Annotated in this window: 19 protein-coding genes; 15 read left to right on the top strand and 4 right to left on the bottom strand. The window is 67.7% G+C overall.

The annotated features are described in order from the left end of the window. Positions 1-101 precede the first annotated feature (101 nt). The 11 genes from OB895_RS07260 (at position 102) to OB895_RS07210 (ending at position 11308) form a co-directional block, all read left to right on the top strand. On the top strand, positions 102-1394 hold the full coding sequence (locus OB895_RS07260) for an ABC transporter substrate-binding protein (RefSeq protein ID WP_042539219.1): 1293 nt from the start codon (positions 102-104) through the stop codon (positions 1392-1394). An 83-nt stretch (positions 1395-1477) separates the two neighbouring features. Then, entirely contained in the window at positions 1478-2401 is a 924-nt protein-coding gene (locus tag OB895_RS07255; protein WP_042539221.1) for a carbohydrate ABC transporter permease, read from the top strand. A gap of 2 nt (positions 2402-2403) precedes the next feature. Further along, a complete protein-coding gene (locus tag OB895_RS07250; RefSeq protein ID WP_042539223.1) occupies positions 2404-3249 on the top strand; it encodes a carbohydrate ABC transporter permease in 846 nt (281 codons plus the stop codon). A 46-nt stretch (positions 3250-3295) separates the two neighbouring features. Continuing rightward, positions 3296-4159 carry a ketose-bisphosphate aldolase gene (locus OB895_RS07245; RefSeq protein WP_042539225.1) on the top strand — a complete coding sequence of 288 codons (864 nt, stop codon included), beginning with the start codon at positions 3296-3298 and terminating at the stop codon, positions 4157-4159. 30 nt (positions 4160-4189) lie between these two features. Then, the gene (locus tag OB895_RS07240; protein WP_311879661.1) at positions 4190-5386 is read left to right on the top strand and encodes an ADP-dependent glucokinase/phosphofructokinase; all 1197 of its coding nucleotides are present in this window, start codon (positions 4190-4192) and stop codon (positions 5384-5386) included. Further along, a complete protein-coding gene (locus OB895_RS07235) occupies positions 5383-6360 on the top strand; it encodes a class I mannose-6-phosphate isomerase (protein ID WP_311879659.1) in 978 nt (325 codons plus the stop codon). The genes OB895_RS07240 and OB895_RS07235 overlap by 4 nt, the downstream gene beginning before the upstream one ends. Positions 6361-6401: 41 nt before the next feature. Then, positions 6402-6872 carry a DUF3817 domain-containing protein gene (locus OB895_RS07230; RefSeq protein WP_042539231.1) on the top strand — a complete coding sequence of 157 codons (471 nt, stop codon included), beginning with the start codon at positions 6402-6404 and terminating at the stop codon, positions 6870-6872. Further along, positions 6869-8455, top strand: a complete 1587-nt coding sequence (gene guaA, locus OB895_RS07225) for a glutamine-hydrolyzing GMP synthase (protein ID WP_042539232.1) — start codon at positions 6869-6871, stop codon at positions 8453-8455. Before OB895_RS07230 ends, guaA begins: the two co-directional genes overlap by 4 nt. Positions 8456-8536: 81 nt before the next feature. Further along, positions 8537-9475, top strand: coding sequence for an L-lactate dehydrogenase (locus tag OB895_RS07220; RefSeq protein ID WP_042539233.1), 939 nt, complete (start codon positions 8537-8539; stop codon positions 9473-9475). 113 nt (positions 9476-9588) lie between these two features. Then, on the top strand, positions 9589-10017 hold the full coding sequence (locus OB895_RS07215; RefSeq protein ID WP_042539235.1) for a YciI family protein: 429 nt from the start codon (positions 9589-9591) through the stop codon (positions 10015-10017). 1 nt (position 10018) lies between these two features. Continuing rightward, a complete protein-coding gene (locus OB895_RS07210; protein ID WP_311879653.1) occupies positions 10019-11308 on the top strand; it encodes an RNA polymerase sigma factor in 1290 nt (429 codons plus the stop codon). 78 nt (positions 11309-11386) lie between these two features. On the opposite strand, the gene OB895_RS07205 is transcribed toward OB895_RS07210, so the two are convergent. Both OB895_RS07205 and OB895_RS07200 read right to left on the bottom strand, forming a co-directional pair. Further along, on the bottom strand, positions 11387-11659 hold the full coding sequence (locus OB895_RS07205) for a GlsB/YeaQ/YmgE family stress response membrane protein (RefSeq protein WP_042539239.1): 273 nt from the start codon (positions 11657-11659) through the stop codon (positions 11387-11389). Positions 11660-11820: 161 nt separating this feature from the next. Next, positions 11821-12747: a Bax inhibitor-1/YccA family protein gene (locus OB895_RS07200; protein WP_042539242.1), complete on the bottom strand. Its 927-nt coding sequence runs from the start codon at positions 12745-12747 to the stop codon at positions 11821-11823. Positions 12748-12834: 87 nt separating this feature from the next. On the opposite strand from OB895_RS07200, the gene OB895_RS07195 reads away from it, so the two are divergent. Next, positions 12835-13821: a glycerophosphodiester phosphodiesterase family protein gene (locus tag OB895_RS07195; protein ID WP_079113916.1), complete on the top strand. Its 987-nt coding sequence runs from the start codon at positions 12835-12837 to the stop codon at positions 13819-13821. Positions 13822-13830: 9 nt separating this feature from the next. Here OB895_RS07195 and OB895_RS07190 read toward each other — a convergent pair whose 3' ends face one another. Together OB895_RS07190 and OB895_RS07185 are read right to left on the bottom strand one after the other, a co-directional pair. After that, positions 13831-14292, bottom strand: a complete 462-nt coding sequence (locus OB895_RS07190; protein WP_153302145.1) for a hemerythrin domain-containing protein — start codon at positions 14290-14292, stop codon at positions 13831-13833. A gap of 32 nt (positions 14293-14324) precedes the next feature. Further along, the gene (locus tag OB895_RS07185; protein WP_042539456.1) at positions 14325-14720 is read right to left on the bottom strand and encodes a YccF domain-containing protein; all 396 of its coding nucleotides are present in this window, start codon (positions 14718-14720) and stop codon (positions 14325-14327) included. Between the two features lie 98 nt (positions 14721-14818). Between OB895_RS07185 and OB895_RS07180 the strand changes: the two genes are divergently transcribed. The 3 genes from OB895_RS07180 to OB895_RS07170 all read left to right on the top strand — a co-directional run bounded on the left by OB895_RS07180 (position 14819) and on the right by OB895_RS07170 (position 19815). Continuing rightward, entirely contained in the window at positions 14819-15829 is a 1011-nt protein-coding gene (locus OB895_RS07180; protein ID WP_311879651.1) for an ABC transporter ATP-binding protein, read from the top strand. Then, positions 15826-16845 (top strand): ABC transporter permease, encoded by a 1020-nt coding sequence (locus OB895_RS07175; RefSeq protein WP_042539247.1) that lies wholly within the window; start codon positions 15826-15828, stop codon positions 16843-16845. The genes OB895_RS07180 and OB895_RS07175 overlap by 4 nt, the downstream gene beginning before the upstream one ends. Positions 16846-16986: 141 nt before the next feature. Next, positions 16987-19815, top strand: coding sequence for a lamin tail domain-containing protein (locus OB895_RS07170; protein ID WP_311879920.1), 2829 nt, complete (start codon positions 16987-16989; stop codon positions 19813-19815). The last annotated feature ends 8 nt before the right edge of the window (positions 19816-19823 follow it).

Here is a 19823-nt window from a genome sequence, read left to right as displayed (position 1 = left end):
GAAATGCTTGACGTTCCGGCAAATGAACGCATAACATTGCTCAAAACCGCATGAACAAGCATCGAAGCGCGTGTGCGGCACGATCTCGAAGAGGAGAAGTGATGATCACAGTGGGACGAGGGCGCCGCATTCTCAAGCTCGCCGGCGCCGCGACAGCAGCCGTGACAGTCCTGGCCGTGGCTGGGTGCGCGGCAGGCGACAGCGGAACCGACGGCGGGGGCGGAGACGTCACGATCGAATTCGCGCAGTGGTGGGAGCCGGAGCTCCCCGACGGCGAGTTCCGAGCGCTCATCGACGAGTTCGAAGACGCGAACCCCGGTATCACGGTCGAGCTCGTGAGCGGACCGTACGCATCGACCAAGGAGCAGCTCTTCGCCGGCGCGGCATCCGGCACCATGCCCGACGTCGTCGGCCTCGACGGCGCATGGGTCAACGACTTCGCGTCGCAGGGCGTCATCGCCGACCTGACCGCCCTCATGGAGGAGAACGACTACGACGACAGCGAGCTGGCGAGTCAGATCCAGGTCGACGGCAGCACCTACATGATCCCCGTCGTGAACTTCGTCTACCCGATGTTCACGAACGACACCCTGCTCGCCGACGCGGGCGTCACTGCTCCACCCACCACCCGTACGGAGTTCGCGGACGCAGCCTCGAAGGTCTCGGCCCTCGGTGGCGACGTCTCGGGTTGGGTCCTCCCCCTCTCGTTGGAGGCTCCGAACGGCGTGCAGAACGACGTCATGTCGTGGGTCTGGGCCTCTGGCGGCTCGATGCTCAAGGACGGCCAGCCCGATCTGACGAACGACGACGTGACCTCGGCGGTCGATTTCATCGGCGGCATGTGGGACGACGGCTCGATCGCCTCGGGCTCCTTCACGATGAAGGAGCAGGACAAGGTCGAGGAGTTCACGAACGGCCGCGTCGGCATGATGATCGACTCGCTGGCGCACATCAACCTGATCCGCGAGACCAACCCCGATCTGCAGTTCTCGATCTCGGCGCTTCCGGCTGAAGACGGATACGACGGCGAGCGGGGCATCCCGTATGCATCCTGGGGGATCGGCGTGGCCGAGAACTCGGAGCACAAGGACGCCGCGTTCAAGCTGGTCGAGTTCCTCATGAGCGAGCAGACCAACTCCGAGCTCTCGACGATGGCGAAGGCCTTCCCCGGCAACTCGAAGTCGGTCCCCGACTTCGTGAACGACGACGAGCTGTTCAAGCAGGCGTTCGACATCTACCAGGCGGGCTACCCGGCGAACGAGTTCACCGGACTCCCCGTCGCCGAAGAGCTGATGCGTCTGCTCGGTGAGCAGCTGCAGTCGGCCTTCGACGGGCAGCAGTCGATCGACGACGCGCTCAAGACCGCGCAAGGGGCCTGGGAAGCGGAGTTCTGATCCTCCGCCTCCCCACCTGAACGGGGTGCCGCATCGCGACGAGTCCGGTGCGGCACCCGACCAACCAAGGAGCACCGGTTCCCATGAGCCTGAAGATGTCAGACGACACCGAGGTGATCGTCACAGGGGTCGCGCTGTCGCGGCGACGCCGACAGCTGCGCAAGACCACGGAGTCGTACGGATTCCTCTCGCCGACGATCATCCTGCTGTTCGTGCTGATGATCATCCCGATCGTGATGGTGATCGGGTACTCGTTCCAGGACAACGTGATCCTGAACAAGTCGCCGGAGTTCGTCGGAATCCAGAACTATGTCGAGATCCTCTCGGATCCCGGTTTCTGGAAGGCGACGGGCAACACCATCCTCTTCACGGTGGCGAGCGTCGCAGCGCACCTCGTGCTGGGTCTCGCGTTCGCGATGATGCTCAACAGCCCCCTGCTCGGTCGGTTCTCACGTTCGCTCTTCCGGGCTCTCTACGTCTTGCCGTGGCTCTTCACCGTCGCGGTGATCGCCGTGCTCTGGCGCATGCTCCTCGCCCCGAACGGCGTGGTCAACTTCCTGCTCAACACCGACATCGAGTGGCTCGCCTCTCCGCAGCTCGCGCTGGGCACCATCATCTTCATCAACATCTGGGCCGGCTACCCGTTCTTCATGGTGAGCCTGCTCGCGGGCCTCCAGGGAGTTCCGGCCGAACTGCACGAGGCTGCGACCGTCGACGGCGCGAACAGCGTGCAGCGGTTCTGGAACGTCACCATCCCGCAGCTGCGTCCCATCATCATCAGCCTGGTGCTGCTCGACCTGATCTGGACCTCGCAGCAGTTCGCCCTCATATGGATGACCACGGGTGGCGGACCGATCGATGTCACAGAGGTGCTCAGCACCTTCACCTACAAGCTCGCCTTCGCCAAATACGACTTCTCGCTCGCGGCGACCTCCGCGGTCCTGGTCCTGCTGATGTCGATGGTGCTCGCCGTGTTCTACGTCCGTCACCAGAAAGCGAGGGACTGATCATGGCTCTCACCGCCCTCGCCCAGCGCCGTGTCGCCAAGACGGGCCTGACCATCGGTCTCATCATCGGCGCGGTCTTCGCCGCCGGTCCCGTGCTGTGGATGCTGTCGAGCTCGTTCAAATCGAACACGCAGATCTTCGAGCTTCCCCCGCGGCTGATCACCGACACGTTCTCGTTCGACGCCTACATCGCGATCTTCACGAACCCCGAGACCATGCGGTTCTTCCTGAACAGCTACATCGTGGCGGGGTCGGTTACGATCCTCACCCTGCTGGTGGCGATCCAGGCGGCCTACGCGTTCAGCCGGTTCGAGTTCCGAGGCAAGCGCATCCTGAACGTGGTGATCGTCAGCGTGCAGGCCGTGCCTCCGATCACGCTGTTGATCCCGTACTTCGGACTCATGGTTGCGCTCGGGCTGTACAACTCGTACCTCGGCCTGATCCTCACCTACATGGTGTTCACGCTGCCCTACGCGATCATCATGATGACCGGCTACTTCAACACCCTGCCGAAGGAGCTCGACGAGGCCGTCCGTGTCGACGGCGCCGGGTCCATGACCGCCCTCTGGCGGATCCTGGTGCCGATCTCGGTTCCCGGCATCGTCTCAGTCGGGATCTACACGTTCATGATCGCGTGGAACGAGTACCTGTTCGCGCTGACGCTGACCCGCACCATCGACATGCGCACGGTTCCCATCGGCATCCAGCTGCTCATGGGCCAGCACTCATACGAGTGGAACCAGATCATGGCGATGAGCGTGCTCGGGTCCATCCCCGTGCTGATCCTCTTCCTCATCTTCCAGCGGTACTTCATCAGCGGTCTCACGGCGGGGTCAGTGAAGAGCTGACGTCGCGCCGACGGACAACCGACCACCACGAAACAGGAGAAAACACGTGCTCTACACCGGCAAATCCATCCTCGATGTCGCCAACGAGAACAACTTCGCCATCCCGGCGTTCAACATCAGCGACTGGGCGATGTTCAACGGGGTCATGGACATCAGCGAGCAGAAGGCCGCCCCGGTCATCATCGCGATCCACCCCGACGAGGTGTCTCACATCACCACCGATCTGATCGCGGCGATGCACTCCCGTGCGCACCGCTCGAGCGTGCCCGTCGCGATCCACTGGGACCACGGCGGCAGCTACGAGCAGATCATCACCGCGATCAAGGCCGGCTTCACCTCGGTCATGATCGACGCCTCGCTGCTGCCGTTCGACGAGAACGTGGCGCTGACCCGCAAGGTCGTCGATGCGGCTCATGCCGTGGGGATCCAGGTCGAAGGCGAGCTCGGCACGATCGGCGCCAACGACAGCTACGGCGAGTCGGGTGCCGCGGAGATCATCTACACGAACCCGGAAGACGCGGTGCGTTTCGTCGAGGAGACCGGCGTCGACAGCCTCGCCATCGCGATCGGCACCTCGCACGGTCTCTACCCGAGCGACAAGAACCCCGAGCTGCGTCACGATCTGCTCGAGGAGATCAAGGCCGCGGTCGGCATCCCCCTGGTGCTGCACGGCGGTTCCTCGAACCCGGATGCCGAGCTCCGCCGCGCCGTCGAGCTGGGCGTCAACAAGATCAACATCTCGAGCGACATCAAGGTCTCGTACCACAACCGCATGCGCGAGATCCTCGGCACCGATCAGCGTCTGCGCGAACCCAACGCGATCCAGCCGGCGGCCCTCGAGGCCATGAAGGCCACGGCTGCTGAGAAGATCGACCTGTTCGGCGCAGACGGCAAGGCGTCGCTGTACTGAACCTCGGACCTCGGAAGGATGATCGGCGACGTGGACAGAACGCTCGTACTCGGACTCGGCGGGACAGTCGACTACGAGCTCACGTGGGATTCGTCGGTGTTCGACAGGCTGGCGCACGCGCACGGTGTGCGCCGGCATGAACTGACGACCACGGCGCCGATCATCGACGAACGCTCGCTGCTGGTGGCGGTGCTCGCGTTCGTCGCCTCGGGAACCGGGGCGGAGCGGTTCGTCGCCTCGTCCGAGGTGATCGAGGCGTTCGTGTCGCACTTCGCGCACACGATCACGCTCGGAGGCACCGGGGTGCGAGCCGGTCTCGTGCTCGATGCCCTCGGCATCCCGAGCGTGCAGCACCTGGTGAGCATCGACGACAACGTGCGCCGGCTGCTTCCGGAGTCGATGTCGTACATCTGCTCGGCGACGGAGGACACCCTCGATCCGCACCTCATCGTGCAGTACCCGGTCGGCGCGCATGTGCGGCTCACAGACGGCGACGTCCTGTCGCCCGCACCCAACCGCCTGATCTTCGCGAACGACCCGCCGAATCGGCGCATGCTGCTGGCGCCCGACCTCGCCGACGCCCTCGCGGGTGCGGGGGTGTTCCTCGTCTCGGGGTTCAACACGATGCAGGATCATGATCTGCTCGAGTTCCGGCTCGCCGAGGTGCGAACGGCGATGCAGAGCCTGCCCGATGACTCCCTCGTCTACTACGAAGACGCGGGCTTCTACACTCGGAGCTTCGCCGAGACGGTCCGGGCTCGCCTGCTACCGCAGATCGACGTCTACGGCATGAACGAAGACGAGCTGCAGGAGTACGTCGGCCGGTCGGTGAATCTGCTCGACCAGTCCGACGTCATCCGCGCCCTCCACGAAGCGCAGATGATCATCCCCGCGCGCGCCCTGGTCGTGCACACACGCTACTGGGCGATCGCCACAGGGCCGGATGCCGGTCGGCACCGTGCCGCGCTCGACAGCGCCGTGCGTGTCGCCGCCACGCGTTACCGCATCGGCGACCGGCTGACCGAGCGCGACGTCGAGGAGACCTCAGCCCTGCCCCGCCACGGGGGAGGGCAGGCGCTCGTCGCCGCCGTCGAGGATGCGCTGCCCGATGCCGTGGGCGTCGCGGCGTTCTCGCTCGATGTCGCATCGCCGACCACGGTCGGCCTCGGAGACACGTTCGTCGGGGGATTCCTCGCCGGAGCCGTGCGATCGAGGGAGACCGAGTGAATCCGATCCTGCTGCCGTCGAACCGACCGGCTGAGCGCTTCTACCGCGGGGGAGCGCGCGTCAGCGGCTTCCGGGGAGAGCGGGCCTCCGCACCTCGCGAACCCGAGGACTGGATCGCGTCGACGACCACCGTCAACGGCGAGGCGCTCGTCGGACTCACCAGACTCCCCGACGGACGGCTGCTGCGAGAGGCGGTCGCCGACGACCCGATCGCGTGGCTGGGTGAGCGCCACGTCGCACGATGGGGCGCCGACACGCGCCTGCTGGTCAAGCTCCTCGACGCGGGGCAACGCCTGCCGGTTCACGCGCACCCGCACGACGACTTCGCGGCGACGCACCTCGGTACCGCACACGGCAAGGCGGAGGCCTGGTACATCCTGCAGGGCGGCACTGTGCACGTCGGACTGCGAGACGACGTCGCGGCCGACGTGCTGGCGGACCTCGTCGATCGGCAGGACTCGGCGGCGCTGCTCGACCTGCTCCACGCGGTGGACGTCCACCCCGGCGACGTCGTCTGGGTGCCCCCGGGTGAGCTGCACGCCATCGGCGCCGGCATCCTGCTGCTCGAACTGCAGCAGCCCGAGGATCTCTCGATCCTCCTCGAGTGGCACGACTACGCGATCGACGGAGCCGCGGTCGGTCACCTCGGACTCGGCTTCGAGGTCGCGCTCGCCGCGGTGAACCGCAGGGGGCGGTCGCGCAGCGACCTCGGAGAGCTCATCGGCCCCGCTCCGGCATCCGACTCGGTCTTCCCTCACCCCGCCGACGAGTACTTCCGTCTCGAGCGTGTCCCCGTCGACGGCCCGACCGTCATCGACCAGGGCTTCTCGGTCCTGATCGTGAGCGCGGGCGACGTCGTGATCGGAGGCGTCGAGCACCGTACGGGGGCCACTCTCGTCGTTCCGCACGCGGCCGGAGCACTCGACGCGACCGGAGTCGGCGAGCTGCTCGTGGCGCGCCCACCGACGCCCTGAGGCCGGAATCGACGCGGATTCCGCCCGGGTAGACTGGAGTCATGCCCGAACCGAAAGTCGCCAGCTTTCCGGCGATCCGTGGTGCGCTGAAGTTCTACCAGATCGCGTCGATCATCACCGGAGTCATGCTGCTCCTGCTGGTCGCCGAGATGGTGCTGAAGTACACGCCGATCCGACTCGAGCTCTTCGCAGGGGGATCCGGCGGTCTGCTGTGGTTCGCACCCGTGGTCGAGGGGCCCGAGGGCCTCGAATCGACCGGCGACGGACTCAACATCTCGCTCTCGATCCTCGTCGCGCACGGCTGGTTCTATGTCGTCTACCTCTTCGCGTGCTTCCGGATGTGGAGCCTCATGCGCTGGCCGTTCCTGCGCTTCATCCTGCTCGCGCTCGGCGGCGTGATCCCGCTGCTGTCGTTCTTCATGGAGGCCATCGTCGCCCGCGACGTCAAGGCCTACCTCGCTTCGAGGGAGGCCGCCTCGGCCCCCGCCCCTGCCACGGAAGGTGTCCGGTGACCGAACAGTCCGAGACCCAGCAGCGCCCCACGCTCGTCGTCGACTTCGGCGCGCAGTACGCGCAGCTGATCGCCCGTCGGGTGCGTGAGGCCGGCGTCTACAGCGAGATCGTGCCGCACACCGCCACGGCCGCCGAGATCGCTGAGAAGAACCCGGTCGCGATCATCCTCTCGGGTGGTCCGTCGTCGGTCTACGAGGAGGGCGCTCCGCGCCTCGACCCCGCGGTCTTCGAGCTCGGCGTGCCCACGCTCGGCATCTGCTACGGCTTCCAGTACATGGCGCAGACCCTCGGCGGCGAGGTCGCGAACACCGGCCTCCGCGAGTACGGAGCGACGGATGCCGTCGTCTCGGGTGACGGCGGCACGCTGCTCGGCGGCCAGCCGGCCGAGCAGAACGTGTGGATGAGCCACGGCGACCAGGTCGCCAAGGCACCGGAGGGCTTCGACGTGCTCGCCACGACCGATGCGACCAAGGTCGCGGCATTCGCGAACGAGGAGCGCGGCTTCTACGGCGTGCAGTGGCACCCCGAGGTCAAGCACTCCGACCACGGCCAGCGCGTGATCGAGAACTTCCTGCACAAGGGCGCGGGTCTCGCATCCGACTGGAACAGCGGCAACGTGATCGCCGAGCAGGTCGAGCGCATCCGCGAGCAGGTGGGCGACGCCCGCGTCATCTCAGCGCTCTCCGGCGGCGTCGACTCGGCGGTCTCGACCGCCCTCGTGCACAAGGCGATCGGCGACCAGCTGACCGCGGTCTTCGTCGACCACGGCCTCCTGCGCAAGGGCGAGCGCGAGCAGGTCGAGAAGGATTACGTCGAGTCCACTGGCGTGCGTCTGATCACGGTCGATGCGGCAGATGTCTTCCTCGGTCACCTCGCGGGCGTCACCGACCCCGAGGAGAAGCGCAAGGTCATCGGTCGCGAGTTCATCCGCGCCTTCGAGAAGGTGCAGCTCGACCTCGTCGCCGAGGCGAAGGCCTCGGGCGGCGCCCCGGTCAAGTTCCTCGTGCAGGGCACGCTGTACCCCGACGTCGTCGAGTCGGGTGGCGGTGCGGGCACGGCCAACATCAAGTCGCACCACAACGTCGGCGGGCTCCCCGACGACCTCGACTTCGAGCTCATCGAGCCGCTGCGGGCCCTGTTCAAGGACGAGGTGCGCGCGATCGGCCGCGAGCTCGGCATCCCCGAGGCGATCGTCGGCCGTCAGCCGTTCCCCGGACCCGGCCTGGGCATCCGCATCATCGGCGAGGTCACACAGGACCGCCTCGAGATCCTTCGCGAAGCCGACGCGATCGCGCGTGAGGAGCTCACCAAGGCCGGCCTCGACCAAGACATCTGGCAGTGCCCCGTCGTGCTGCTCGCCGATGTGCGCTCGGTGGGCGTGCAGGGCGACGGCCGCACCTATGGCCACCCGATCGTGCTGCGCCCGGTGTCGAGCGAAGACGCCATGACGGCCGACTGGACGCGTCTGCCCTACGACGTGTTGTCGAAGATCTCGAACCGCATCACCAACGGCGTCCGCGACGTCAACCGCGTCGTGCTCGACGTGACGTCGAAGCCGCCGGGAACCATCGAGTGGGAGTGAGCTCGTTGCTCGCATGACCATGAACGGGCACGGACCATCGCGGTCCGTGCCCGTTCGCGGTATTTCGGGCAGGATGAGCGTATGACCAAGGCACGGACGAAGATCACGGTTATCGGTGCAGGCAGCGTGGGGGTGAGCGTGGCCTATGCCGCGTTGATCCGGGGGAGTGCGGCCGAAGTCGCGCTCTACGACATCGCGACGGACAAGGTCGACGCCGAGGTGCTCGACCTGGCGCACGGCACGCAGTTCACGTCGGCGGCGGTGAGCGGCGGTTCTGATCTCGCCGTCGTCGAGGGCAGCGACGTGATTGTGGTGACGGCGGGGGCGAAGCAGCAGCCCGGGCAGACCCGCATGGAGCTCTCGGGCATCAACGCGCGACTGCTCGAGACGCTGATGCCGCAGCTGGTCGAGCGCGCTCCGGACGCGGTGTTCATCATCGTCACGAACCCCGCCGACGTGATGACGGTCGTGGCGCAGCGCGTCTCGGGGCTTGAGCCCCACCGGGTGTTCGGCTCGGGCACGGTGCTCGACACCTCGCGTCTGCGCTGGCGTCTCGCGCATCGCGCGAACGTGAGCACCGCGAGCGTGCACGCCGACATCGTGGGGGAGCACGGCGACACCGAGTTCCCGCTGTGGTCGAACGCGACGATCGGGTCGGTGCCGATCCTGGACTGGCCTGCCGACGAGCCGTTCACCACCGAGGAGCTCGACCGTATCGCGATCGAGGTGCGCGACGCGGCGTATGCCGTCATCCGCGGTAAGGGCGCGACGAACCTCGCGATCGGCGTCAGCTGCGCCCGGATCGCCGAGGCCGTGCTGCACGACGAGCGTGCCGTTCTTCCGGTCGCGACGGTGCTCGACGGCGAGTACGGCATCCACGGAGTGGCTCTGTCGGTGCCGTCGGTCGTGGGCGCGGCGGGCGCGGTTCCGCTCGCGGAGACACCGATGAGCGACCACGAGGAAGCCCTTCTGCAGGCCTCGGCCGACGCGATCCGCGTGGCGGTCGAGGAACTCGGCTGATCGGCCTCGAGAGACTCTCGAAGTTCTTTCGGCACGATGTCGATCTGAGGCATCCCCGTTCGACGTCTTCACTGAGAGGGTCGACAGGCGGCCCCACCACCAAGGAGAACACCATGAAGTACATGCTGATCATGCGCTCGAACGACGAAGCGGTCGAGGCGTACAAGGAGATGCCGTTCGAGCAGGTCATCGAGGCCATGGGCAAGTACAACGAGTCGATGATCAAGGCCGGCGTGCTGGCTGCAGGCGAGGGCCTGAGCGACGCCGCTGAGGGATTCGTCGTCGACTTCAGCGCCGAGACGCCGCTGATCACCGACGGGCCCTACGGAGAGACGAAGGAGCTGTTCAACGGCTTCTGGATCCTCGAGGTCTCGAGTCGTGAAGAGGCGGCGGAGTGGGCGAGCAGGGCGCCGCTCGGACCCGGGTCGTTCCTCGAGGTGCGACGCGTGACCGATGAGTCGGACTTCCCGGCCGACAACGAGTGGATCGAGAAGGAGAAGGGCTGGCGCGAAGAGGAAGAGGCGCGTCGCGCACAGCAGTGAGATGACCGACACACCGCACCGCGAGACGGCTCGCTCCGCACTTGATGAGGGTGCGCGGCGAGCCGTCGCCGCCGTGTGGCGCATCGAATCGGCGAAGATCGTCGCGACGCTCACGCGCGTGGTGGGCGACTTCGGCCTTGCAGAGGACCTCGCGCAGGAAGCCCTGCTGGATGCTCTGCAGCAGTGGCCCGTCGACGGTGTGCCTCGCAACGGGGCGGCCTGGCTCACGGCGGTCGCGAAGCGCAAGGCGATCGATGGCTGGCGCCGCCGCGAACGGCTGGACGACCGCATGGCCGTGCTCGCCCACGACCTCGAGCGGGAGCAGGCCGAGGCGGCGGACGCGCCCCCTTGGGACCCGGATGCCGTCGACGACGACGTGCTCCGGCTGATCTTCATCTCGTGCCACCCGGTGCTCTCGCGCGAAGCTCAGGTGGCGTTGACCCTGCGCGTCGTGGGCGGTCTGTCGAGCGAGGAGATCGCCCGGGCCTTCCTCGTGCCGACGGCGACCGTGCAGCAGCGCATCGTGCGGGCCAAGAAGACCCTCGCGGCGGCGAACGTCCCTTTCGAGATGCCGCCTCGCGAAGAGCACACGGCACGACTGGGAGCGATCCTGGGCGTGCTGTATCTGATCTTCAACGAGGGTCATGCGGCCAGCAGCGGGCCCGACTGGATGCGCCCTGAGCTGAGTCTGGAGGCGATCCGACTCGCACGCGTGGTGGCGGCTCTGATGCCGCGGGAGCGGGACGCGCACAGCCTCGTCGCCCTCATGGAGCTGACCGCCGCACGCTTCCCTGCCCGGGTGGACGCGCACGGCGATCCCGTGCTTCTCGCCGATCAGGACCGTCGTCGCTGGGATCGCGGCCGCATCGTCCGCGGGCGTGCCGCCCTGGGGGCAGCGGACGCCCTCGGCGCGGGTCGTGGCCCGTACGGACTTCAGGCCGCCATCGCCGAATGCCATGCGGTCGCCGCATCGATAGACGAGACCGACTGGGATCGCATCGTGGTGCTGTATGAGGCGCTCGGCCGCATCGCTCCGTCGCCCGTGGTCGAACTCAATCGTGCGGCGGCCGTCGCGATGGCGACGGGGCCGGCCTCCGCCCTGCAGATCATCGACCGGCTCGCATCTTCGGGCGCGCTCGCGGGGTACCATCTTCTTCCCGCCACGCGGGCCGAGCTGCTGCTGCGGCTCGGGCGCGACGACGAGGCTCGCAGCGAATTCGCGGTGGCAGCGTCGCTCGCGGGCAACGATCGAGAGCGCGCACTGCTGCGGGCCAAGGCCGAAGGGCGCTGAGCACAGCCCCCATACGCAGAGAACCGCCCCCTTCGCCAGCGACGCTGGAGAAGAGGGCGGTTCCGGTACTTCGGTGTGTCAGCTGCGGGCCTTGCTGCCGCGGTTGACGACCAGGCCGTAGATCAGCAGCACGATGATCGAGCCGCCGATGGCGAGGAGCCAGGTGCCGAGGTCCCAGAACTCGGTCAGAGGACGGTTCAGGATCAGGCTTCCGAGCCAGCCGCCGAGGAAGGCGCCGACGACGCCGAGCAGCAGCGTGATGAGCCATCCGCCGCCCTGCTTTCCGGGCAGGATCAGCTTTGCGATTGCTCCGGCGATGAGGCCGAGAAGAAGGAATCCGAGAAAGCTCATGTTCAGCTCCTTTATTTCGTGAGCCCCGGGGTGCCAGGGCTCGTGTTACCCATAGTGCCCTCCCAGCTGATTATCAGCCAACCCCTTGCGCTGCGGCCCCCGGATATGCAATAAGGCCCGCCTCCCAGGGGGAGACGGGCCTCACGGCGAAGCGATTCGCGTCAGTTGCTGCCGCGGACGATCGCGATCATGCGCAGGATCTCGACGTAGAGCCAGACGACCGTGACCATGATGCCGAAGGCACCGAGCCAGCCGTACTTGCGGGGAGCGCCGTTGCGCACGCCCTGCTGGATCTGGTCGAAGTCGAGCACCAGCGAGTAGGCGGCCATGATGACGACCAGGACGCCGATGATCAGGCCGAGCGGGATGCCCATGATCTCAGCGCTGTAGAGACCGAAGGCCTGGCCCTGGGGCAGCACGCCCGTCCACATCAGGACGAGGTTGAGCAGCGAGAAGACCAGGTAGCCGACCATGGCGATCATGAAGATCTTGGTGGCCTTCTTCGACGCGCGGATCTTGCCGCTCGCGAAGAGCGCCAGCGTCACGCCGACGACCGAGACGGTGGCGAGCGTCGCCTGGACGACGATGCCGGGCCAGATGACCTCGAAGAACGCCGAGATGCCACCGATGAAGAGGCCCTCGAACGCCGCGTAGGCGAAGATCAGCGCGGGGCGGACCTTCTTGCGGGACGTGAACGAGATCACCATGGCGAGGACGAAGCCGCCGAGCGCGCCGACGATCCAGGGCAGCATGTTCGGCTGGAACTGGTCGTAGGGGTTCTGCTCAGGAGCGACGACGCCGCCGAGCGTCACGAACCAGCCGACGGCGGCGGTGACGAGCAGGATGGCGAAGAGTCCGGCGGTCTTCCAGACGGTGTCCTCGACGGACATGCGGTCGGTCTCGATCGCGCCAGCGGGGGGAGCGGCGTACATGCCCTCCAGCTGCGCGTTGGCGGCGGCATCCATCGCTCCGTGCTGGAGCGACGCGGCCTGCGCACCCTGAGCGCCCTGCGGCGCACCCGGGTAGGTCGCGACGTTGCGCGGATCCTGCTGCTGGAACGCCGGGTTGTTGAAGGCGAAGTTGCTCATGTGGGCCTCACTCCAAAGTGGGTTGTAGGTCGCTTTCCTCCACGATACCCGGAATGCCGGGTCATCAGGGTGTCCTACGCTGAGAGCGTGCCCAGGAAATCGCCTCTCGTGATCGGGCACCGCGGTGCGCCCGGCTACCGTCCGGAACACAGTCGCTCCTCCTACGAGCTCGCCCTCGCGATGGGGGTGGATGCGGTCGAACCCGACGTCGTCGCCACCAAGGACGGCGTGCTCGTGGTGCGGCATGAGAACGAGATCTCGGGGACCACCGACATCGCGGAGCGCCCCGAGTTCGCCGACCGCAAGACGACCAAGCGCGTCGACGGTCAGGCGTTGACCGGCTGGTTCACCGAGGACTTCACATGGGAGGAGCTCTCGACGCTGCGCAGCCGCGAACGACTGCCAGAGGTGCGGCTGTCGAGCGCGACCTTCAACGGCTCGCAGGCCATTCTGCGGCTCACCGATGTGCTCGACATCGTGCGCGCCGGGTCGGTCGAGCACGGGCGCGAGATCGGCGTCGTGCTCGAGGTCAAGCACGCCACGTACTTCGCGGGGATCGGCCTCGACCTCGCGCCGCTGATCGAGCGCGACCTGCGTGCTGCCGGATGGGCGAGCGACGAGCTTCCTCTGATCATCGAGTGCTTCGAGTCGACGATTCTCGGCGACCTCAGAGCGCGGGGCATCGCCGCCTCGTACATCTACCTGATCGAGGCCTCCGGGCGCCCCTACGACCTTCTGGTCGCGCAGGGCAAGCACGCGCTGACCTACAAGGCCACGGTCACCCCGAAGGGGCTCGACGGACTGGTCGGTCAGGTCGACGGCATCAGCGTGAACAAGCGGATGCTGCTCGCCGCCGGCAACTCGATCGTCGCCGATGCCCATGCCCGAGGGCTCACGGTCTTCACGTGGACGTGCCGCCCCGAGAACGCTTTCCTCTCGGCGGAGTACCGCGGTGCCGGAGGCAAGAGCGCCTACGGCGACTACGAGGCCGAGTGGGGCGCGATCGCGCGCACCGGGGTCGACGGGGTGTTCGTCGACCATCCGGATCTCGGTGTCGGGTTCTTCCGAGACTGAGCGGCGTGCTCAGAGCGGGCCGAGCACGTCCGGCACCGCGCGATCGAGATGCAGTGCGCGCAGCGGGGCCAGTATCTCGCGCTCCTCGAATCGGAAGTGCGACTCCATGATCGCGGCGACACCGCCGAGGTGTCGTTCGATCGTCTCGGCCCTCTCGCCGTCCTCGACGGCGGTTCGCAGTGCGCCGAGCAGGTGCGCGAGCATCGAGTGATCCTGCATGAGCTTGTCGATCACGTCGCCGAGTTCGGGGTGCTCCGCACGCAGGGCCGGGAACAGGGCGCGGTCCTCGCTCAGATGGTGGCCGTCGAGCGCGGAGCAGAAGCCGATGCAGAAGAGGGCGAGATCGGAGGCGGCATCCGGGCGGTCGTCGCCCTCGTCGAGAGCCGCTCGCGTCGCCTCCAGGGCCGCTCGGAGTCGGGTGTGGGCCCGGCGCAGTTCCTCGTCCCAGGCGATCAGGCGGTCGGCATCCATTCCGGCCAGTCTAGGTCGGACGGTGCGATCCGTCAGAGGGTGCGGTCGAATGCGCCCTTGCGAGACACGATCTCCTTGCCGAGCGGCATCAGCGAGACGGGCACCATCTTGAAGTCGGCGATGCCCATCGGGATGCCGATGATCGTGACGCAGAGCAGCAGACCCGAGACGATGTGGCCGATCGCCAGCCACCAACCCGCGAGGATCACCCACAGCACGTTTCCGAGGAACGAGCCGACCCCCGAGGTCGGCTTGCTGACGATCTCGCGTCCGAACGGCCAGATCGCGTAGCGGGCGATGCGGAACGAGGCGATGGCCCAGGGGATCGTCACGATCGGGATGCACAGCAGGATGCCCGCCAGCATGTAGCCGAGGAAGAGACCGAATCCGGCGAAGATCAGCCAGATGATGTTGAGGATCGTTCGCACGTCTCGATCCTCGCACCGCAGCCTGAACATCTGCCGATTCGCTGTGTATCCGTTTCGGCCTCCCGTGATCCGGCGAGAACAGATGCGAGACTGCCCCGATGACCGGAATCATCGTCGACAGTGTCAGCAGATCGTTCGGGAGCGTGCAGGCGGTGCGCTCCGCGACATTGCGCGCCGAGCCAGGGCGGGTGACCGGACTCGTCGGCCCCAACGGTGCGGGCAAGACCACGCTGCTGCTGATGCTCGCGTCGCTCCTGGCTCCGGACGCGGGGACGATTCGCATCGCCGGAGTCGACCCGTCGGAGGACGCGCTCGCGGCGAGACGGCTGCTCGGGTGGATGCCGGACGCCCTCGGCGCGTGGCCGTCGCTGACCGCTCGCGAGACGATCACGACGACGGCACGGCTGTACGGCATCCCGGTGCCGGACGCAGCCGCCCGGGCGGCGCAGCTGCTCGAGCTCGTCGGTCTGCGAGATCTCGCCGATTCTCCGGCCAAAGTGCTGTCGCGCGGCCAGAAGCAGAAGCTCGGCCTCGCCCGCGCGCTCGTGCACGATCCGCAGGTGCTGCTGCTCGACGAGCCCGCATCGGGTCTCGATCCGGAGGCGCGCATCCAGCTGAGGACGCTGCTGCGGAGCTTCGCGGCCGAGGGACGCACGGTGCTGATCTCGAGTCACATCCTGTCGGAGCTCGAGGAGGTCGTCGACGACGCCGTGTTCCTCGTCGCGGGCTCGGTGGTCGATGCCGCGCCGGGGCAGTCGACAGGGCGTGCCTGGCGCGTCCGGCTGCTGGGGGCCGACGCCGCCCGCCAGAACGCGGACTCCTGGCAGGTGGCTAAGACCCTCGGACTGCCGATCGAGTCGCTCGGTGCCGATCGCGGGGGAGTGCTCGTCGGCTTCGACTCCGAGGAGGCGGCCGCACTGGGCCTGCGCTCCCTGGTGCAGGCGGGTCTCCAGATCTCGGAATTCGCCCCCGCGCAGAGCGCGCTCGAGCACACCTTCCTCACCCTGAACGACCCGGCTGCGGCCGCAGCGCGATCTGCGGCGCAGGCTCCTCCGACGGCGCCGCCCTCCCCGCCCGCAGCGACCGACAACGGGGAGGCAGGCGCATGAGCATCTCGAACATCCGCATCATCGCCCGTCTCGAACTGACGCAGAGACTCCGCAGCGTCGGCTGGTACGTGCTCCTCGGAATCTTCGGGGTGCTCCTTCTCGGCGTCACCGTGCTCGCATTCGCGGTCTACTCCTGGGCCGATTTCGTCGGCGCGGGCGTCTTCTCGATCGTCGTGAACATGGTGCTCCTGCTCGTCGTGCTCGTGTCGCCCACGCTCAGCGGCAACGCCATCAACGGGGATCGCGACGCCGCGACCCTGGCGGCCGTCCAGGTGACGGCCGCCTCGACCGGCGACATCATGCTCGGCAAGCTCGCCGCCGCGGTCGCGACGGGATTCGCGTTCCTGATCGTCGCGATTCCCTTCCTGGCGATCTCGCTGCTGGGCGGCGGAGCGAATGCCGTGGTGCTGCTCGTCTCGCTGCTGGTGCTCGTGGTGGAGATCATCGTCGTCGCGGCGATCGGTGTCGGGCTGAGCGGCCTGATCGCCCGCCCGCTCTTCTCCGTCGCGACGACGTACCTCGTCGTCGCCGGCCTCACGATCGGCACTCTGGTCGTGTTCGCGCTCGGCGGCCTGGCGGTGCGGACCGACGTCGAGCAGCAGAGCCGTCCGTACGACCCGAACGGCATCGTGGACTGCGATTCCTGGGAGACCTACACGCAGGAGGTTCCGCGCTTCGACTACGTCTGGTGGGTTCTCGCCGCGAACCCGTTCGTGGTCCTCGCCGACGCCACACCGACCGAGTTCAACGCCGACGGCTACCCCGTCGACATGTTCGGGCAGATCAAGCTCGGGGTCCGCACGGCCCAGCAGCCGCCGGTCGAGCAGAGCTGGGACGAGTGCTCCAACGAGGTGTTCGAGTATCCGACCCCCGAGAAGATCATCGCCAGCACGGTCCCGAGCTGGTTCGTGGGCCTCGGCGTGCAGATCCTCATCGCCGGTGGGCTCTTCGCCGGAGCGTGGTCGCGCACCCGGACGCCGGCCAAGCGGCTGCCTCCGGGAACGCGCATCGCCTGACCGGCGACCCGCTGCTCGGATGTGAACCGCCACCGCTCGTTCACCATCCGTGCACCTGCGGGTCGTCGGGCGGCCATGCGGCATCGCTGATGTGGAGTCATACCCGTCTGATTCCCCCAGGAGCCCCATGTCCCGCTTGAAATCCGCGGCTGCGGTCACGACGGTCTGCGCGCTCAGCGCTGCCGCTCTGCTCGCCGTGCCCTCGCCGCCACCGGAGCCGAACTCGGCATCCGGATCAACGAAGTCGAATCCAGCGGGGGCGTTCCCGGAGACTGGATCGAGTTCGTCAACACCTCCGACGTCTTCGTCGATCTGAGCGGGTTCGTCGTGAAGGACGACGGCGACGACGAGTCGTACGTGTTCCCCGACGGTTCCCTCGTCGAACCCGGCGCCCACCTCGTGCTCGATGAGGCAGCGGACGGCGTCGGCGGTTTCGCCTTCGGTCTCGGAAAGGACGACCAGGTCCGCCTGTTCGACCGGAGCGCGACCCTCGTCGACGAGACCGCCTGGACCGCTCACGCCGCTGTCACCTGGGGTGCCCGCGAGGTCGCGGGCACGGTCGAGTGGGCCGAGACCACCGAGTCCACGAAGGGCGCGGCCAACGTGTTCGCCCCGGACGCCCCTGTCGGCGGTTCGATCGTCATCAACGAGGTCGATTCGCAACCCGCGGACTGGGTCGAGTTCCACAACTCCGGAGACGCCGCGCTCGACATCTCCGGCTATGAGATCCGCGACAACTCGGACGACCACCGCTGGCAGTTCCTGCCGGGGGCGCAGATCGCCGCCGGCGGATTCCTCGTGGTCGAGGAGGGCACGATCGGCCTCGTCGACGGCGCCGAGACCGCGTTCCGCGACCCGATCGGGATCGGCAGCGCAGACCGCATCCGACTGTTCGACGCCGTCGGCGCGCAGATCGACGACACTCTTCCGTGGGAGGGCCACGCGGCGATCGACGGCGACGCCGCTGCCGCGACTCTCGCACGCTGCCCTGACGGCGAGGGCGCCTTCGTGCTGGCCCACCCGACCATGGGCGGCGCGAACTCGTGCGTGATGCCCGATGTGGTCATCAACGAGATCGAGTCCAACGGCGACGCGACCGACTGGGTCGAGGTCGTGAACTCCGGCAGCACGGCGGTCGACCTCTCCGGCTGGACGCTCATGGACGGCGATCCGGTCGGCCACGCCGCGGAGACGACTCCGCTGCCCGTGGGAACCGTTCTCGAACCGGGCGCGTACTTCGTCTTCGACCAGCCCACGGACTTCGTCTTCGGCCTCGGCAACGGCGACACGGTCACCGTGCGCGACGCGAACCTCAACGTCGTCGACGAGCATGTGTACGACGCGCACGCGGCAGGCGTCCTCGCCCGCTGCGCAGACGGCAGCGGCGACTTCATCGACATCGCGGTCTCGACCAAGGGGCAGCGCAACGCGTGCGGCAACGCGGTGCGCATCAACGAGGTCGAGTCCGACGGCGGTTCGCCGGGTGACTGGGTCGAGCTCGTCAACCCGACGGCATCCGACCTCGATGTCTCCGGCATCGTCGTGAAGGACGACGACGACACGCACTCCTACGCGATCCCGGCCGGCATCACCATCAGCGCCGGCGGACACCTCGTCATCGAGGGTGCCGACCTCGGCTTCGGTCTGGGCGACGGCGACACCGTGCGCCTGTTCGACGGCGGTCTTCTCGTCGACTCGACCACCTGGGGTGCGGGGCACGCCGCGACCACCTGGGGCCGCTGCCCCGATGCGACCGGCGCATTCGCCGTCACCGCGGAGAGCACCAAGGGCCAGGCCAACACCTGTGCAGGAGAGATCGAGGTCTCTCCCTGGCCGGGTTCTGCCGAGGTCCGGGTGCTCGACACCGCGCCGACCTTCCTCGAGGACAGCTCGGGGCTCGACGTGCAGGAGACCGCCGACGGATCGTTCCTCTGGGCCGTCGACAACGGTGACGGACGCATCTGGAAGCTCGAGGCCCATGCCGACGGCTCGTTCTCGCAGATCCCCGGCTGGGAATCGGGCAAGCGCGTGCGGTTCCAGAAGGATGCCTCGGACCCGGGCGCCGCAGGCCCCGACACCGAGGGCATCACCGTCGACGGCGACGGGGCGGTCTACGTCGCCTCAGAGCGCGACAACAGTGCCAAGGGCGTGAACCAGAACACCCTTCTCAAGGTGGATCCCGAGGCCTCTGCCGGCGATCTCGTCGCCGAGCAGGAGTGGGATCTGACCGCGCTGCTTCCTGCCGTGGGAGCGAACCTCGGCATGGAGGCGGTGCAGTGGGTGCCTGACAGCGCGCTCGAGGGCGCGCTCTTCGACGTCAACAGCGGCTCGGCCTACGACCCGGCGGACTACGCCGGCCACGGTGACGGTCTGTTCTTCGTAGCGGTGGAGGACAACGGCCACGTCTACGCGTTCGCGCTCGGCGCTGACGGCCAGGCGACTCTCGTCTCGGAGATCGCACCGGGGCTCGCCGGGGTCATGGCGCTCGACTACGACAGCGTGCTCGACGTGCTGTGGGCGGTCTGTGATGACGGCTGTCAGGGGCAGTCGGCGCAGATCACGCTGAACGGCACGGCCCAGCCCGGACTCGCGCACTTCGCCCGCCCCGCCGGCATGCCGGACATCAACAACGAGGGCTTCGCGACGGCTCCGGCCTCGCTGTCGGTCGACGGTGAGCGCCCGGTCTGGTGGTTCGCCGACGGCTTCGCCTCGGAGGCGCTGCGCGTCGGCACCCTCCCCGGGGTCACCGGCGAGAACCCCGGCGAGAACCCGGGAGAGGACCCGGGAGCGAACCCCGGCGAGAACCCGGGAGAGGACCCGGGTGAGAACTCCGGCGACGACAACCACGTCACCGACCCGAGCGGGCTCGCCGCAACCGGCGTCGAAGTGCCCGTGGCGATGATCTCGCTGGCGCTGCTGCTCGTCGTCGTCGGCGCGCTGGTCGCCCGCCGACGTCGTCGTTCGGCCTGATTCGACGC

The sequence above is a fragment of the Microbacterium forte genome (genome assembly GCF_031885415.1).
GTDB lineage: Bacteria > Actinomycetota > Actinomycetes > Actinomycetales > Microbacteriaceae > Microbacterium > Microbacterium forte.
Note: the sequence above shows the minus strand (reverse complement) of the source record. Positions and strands in the feature narration are given on the sequence as shown.

What these genes read in the sequence shown, in the direction of transcription:
- OB895_RS07260 (WP_042539219.1), top strand. Translation starts at nt 102, where the DNA reads ATGATCACAGTGGGACGAGGGCGCCGCATTCTCAAGCTCGCCGGCGCC.
- OB895_RS07255 (WP_042539221.1), top strand. Translation starts at nt 1,478, where the DNA reads ATGAGCCTGAAGATGTCAGACGACACCGAGGTGATCGTCACAGGGGTC.
- OB895_RS07250 (WP_042539223.1), top strand. Translation starts at nt 2,404, where the DNA reads ATGGCTCTCACCGCCCTCGCCCAGCGCCGTGTCGCCAAGACGGGCCTG.
- OB895_RS07230 (WP_042539231.1), top strand. Translation starts at nt 6,402, where the DNA reads ATGCCCGAACCGAAAGTCGCCAGCTTTCCGGCGATCCGTGGTGCGCTG.
- OB895_RS07220 (WP_042539233.1), top strand. Translation starts at nt 8,537, where the DNA reads ATGACCAAGGCACGGACGAAGATCACGGTTATCGGTGCAGGCAGCGTG.
- OB895_RS07215 (WP_042539235.1), top strand. Translation starts at nt 9,589, where the DNA reads ATGAAGTACATGCTGATCATGCGCTCGAACGACGAAGCGGTCGAGGCG.
- OB895_RS07210 (WP_311879653.1), top strand. Translation starts at nt 10,019, where the DNA reads ATGACCGACACACCGCACCGCGAGACGGCTCGCTCCGCACTTGATGAG.
- OB895_RS07205 (WP_042539239.1), bottom strand. Translation starts at nt 11,659, where the DNA reads ATGAGCTTTCTCGGATTCCTTCTTCTCGGCCTCATCGCCGGAGCAATC.
- OB895_RS07200 (WP_042539242.1), bottom strand. Translation starts at nt 12,747, where the DNA reads ATGAGCAACTTCGCCTTCAACAACCCGGCGTTCCAGCAGCAGGATCCG.
- OB895_RS07190 (WP_153302145.1), bottom strand. Translation starts at nt 14,292, where the DNA reads ATGGATGCCGACCGCCTGATCGCCTGGGACGAGGAACTGCGCCGGGCC.
- OB895_RS07180 (WP_311879651.1), top strand. Translation starts at nt 14,819, where the DNA reads ATGACCGGAATCATCGTCGACAGTGTCAGCAGATCGTTCGGGAGCGTG.
- OB895_RS07175 (WP_042539247.1), top strand. Translation starts at nt 15,826, where the DNA reads ATGAGCATCTCGAACATCCGCATCATCGCCCGTCTCGAACTGACGCAG.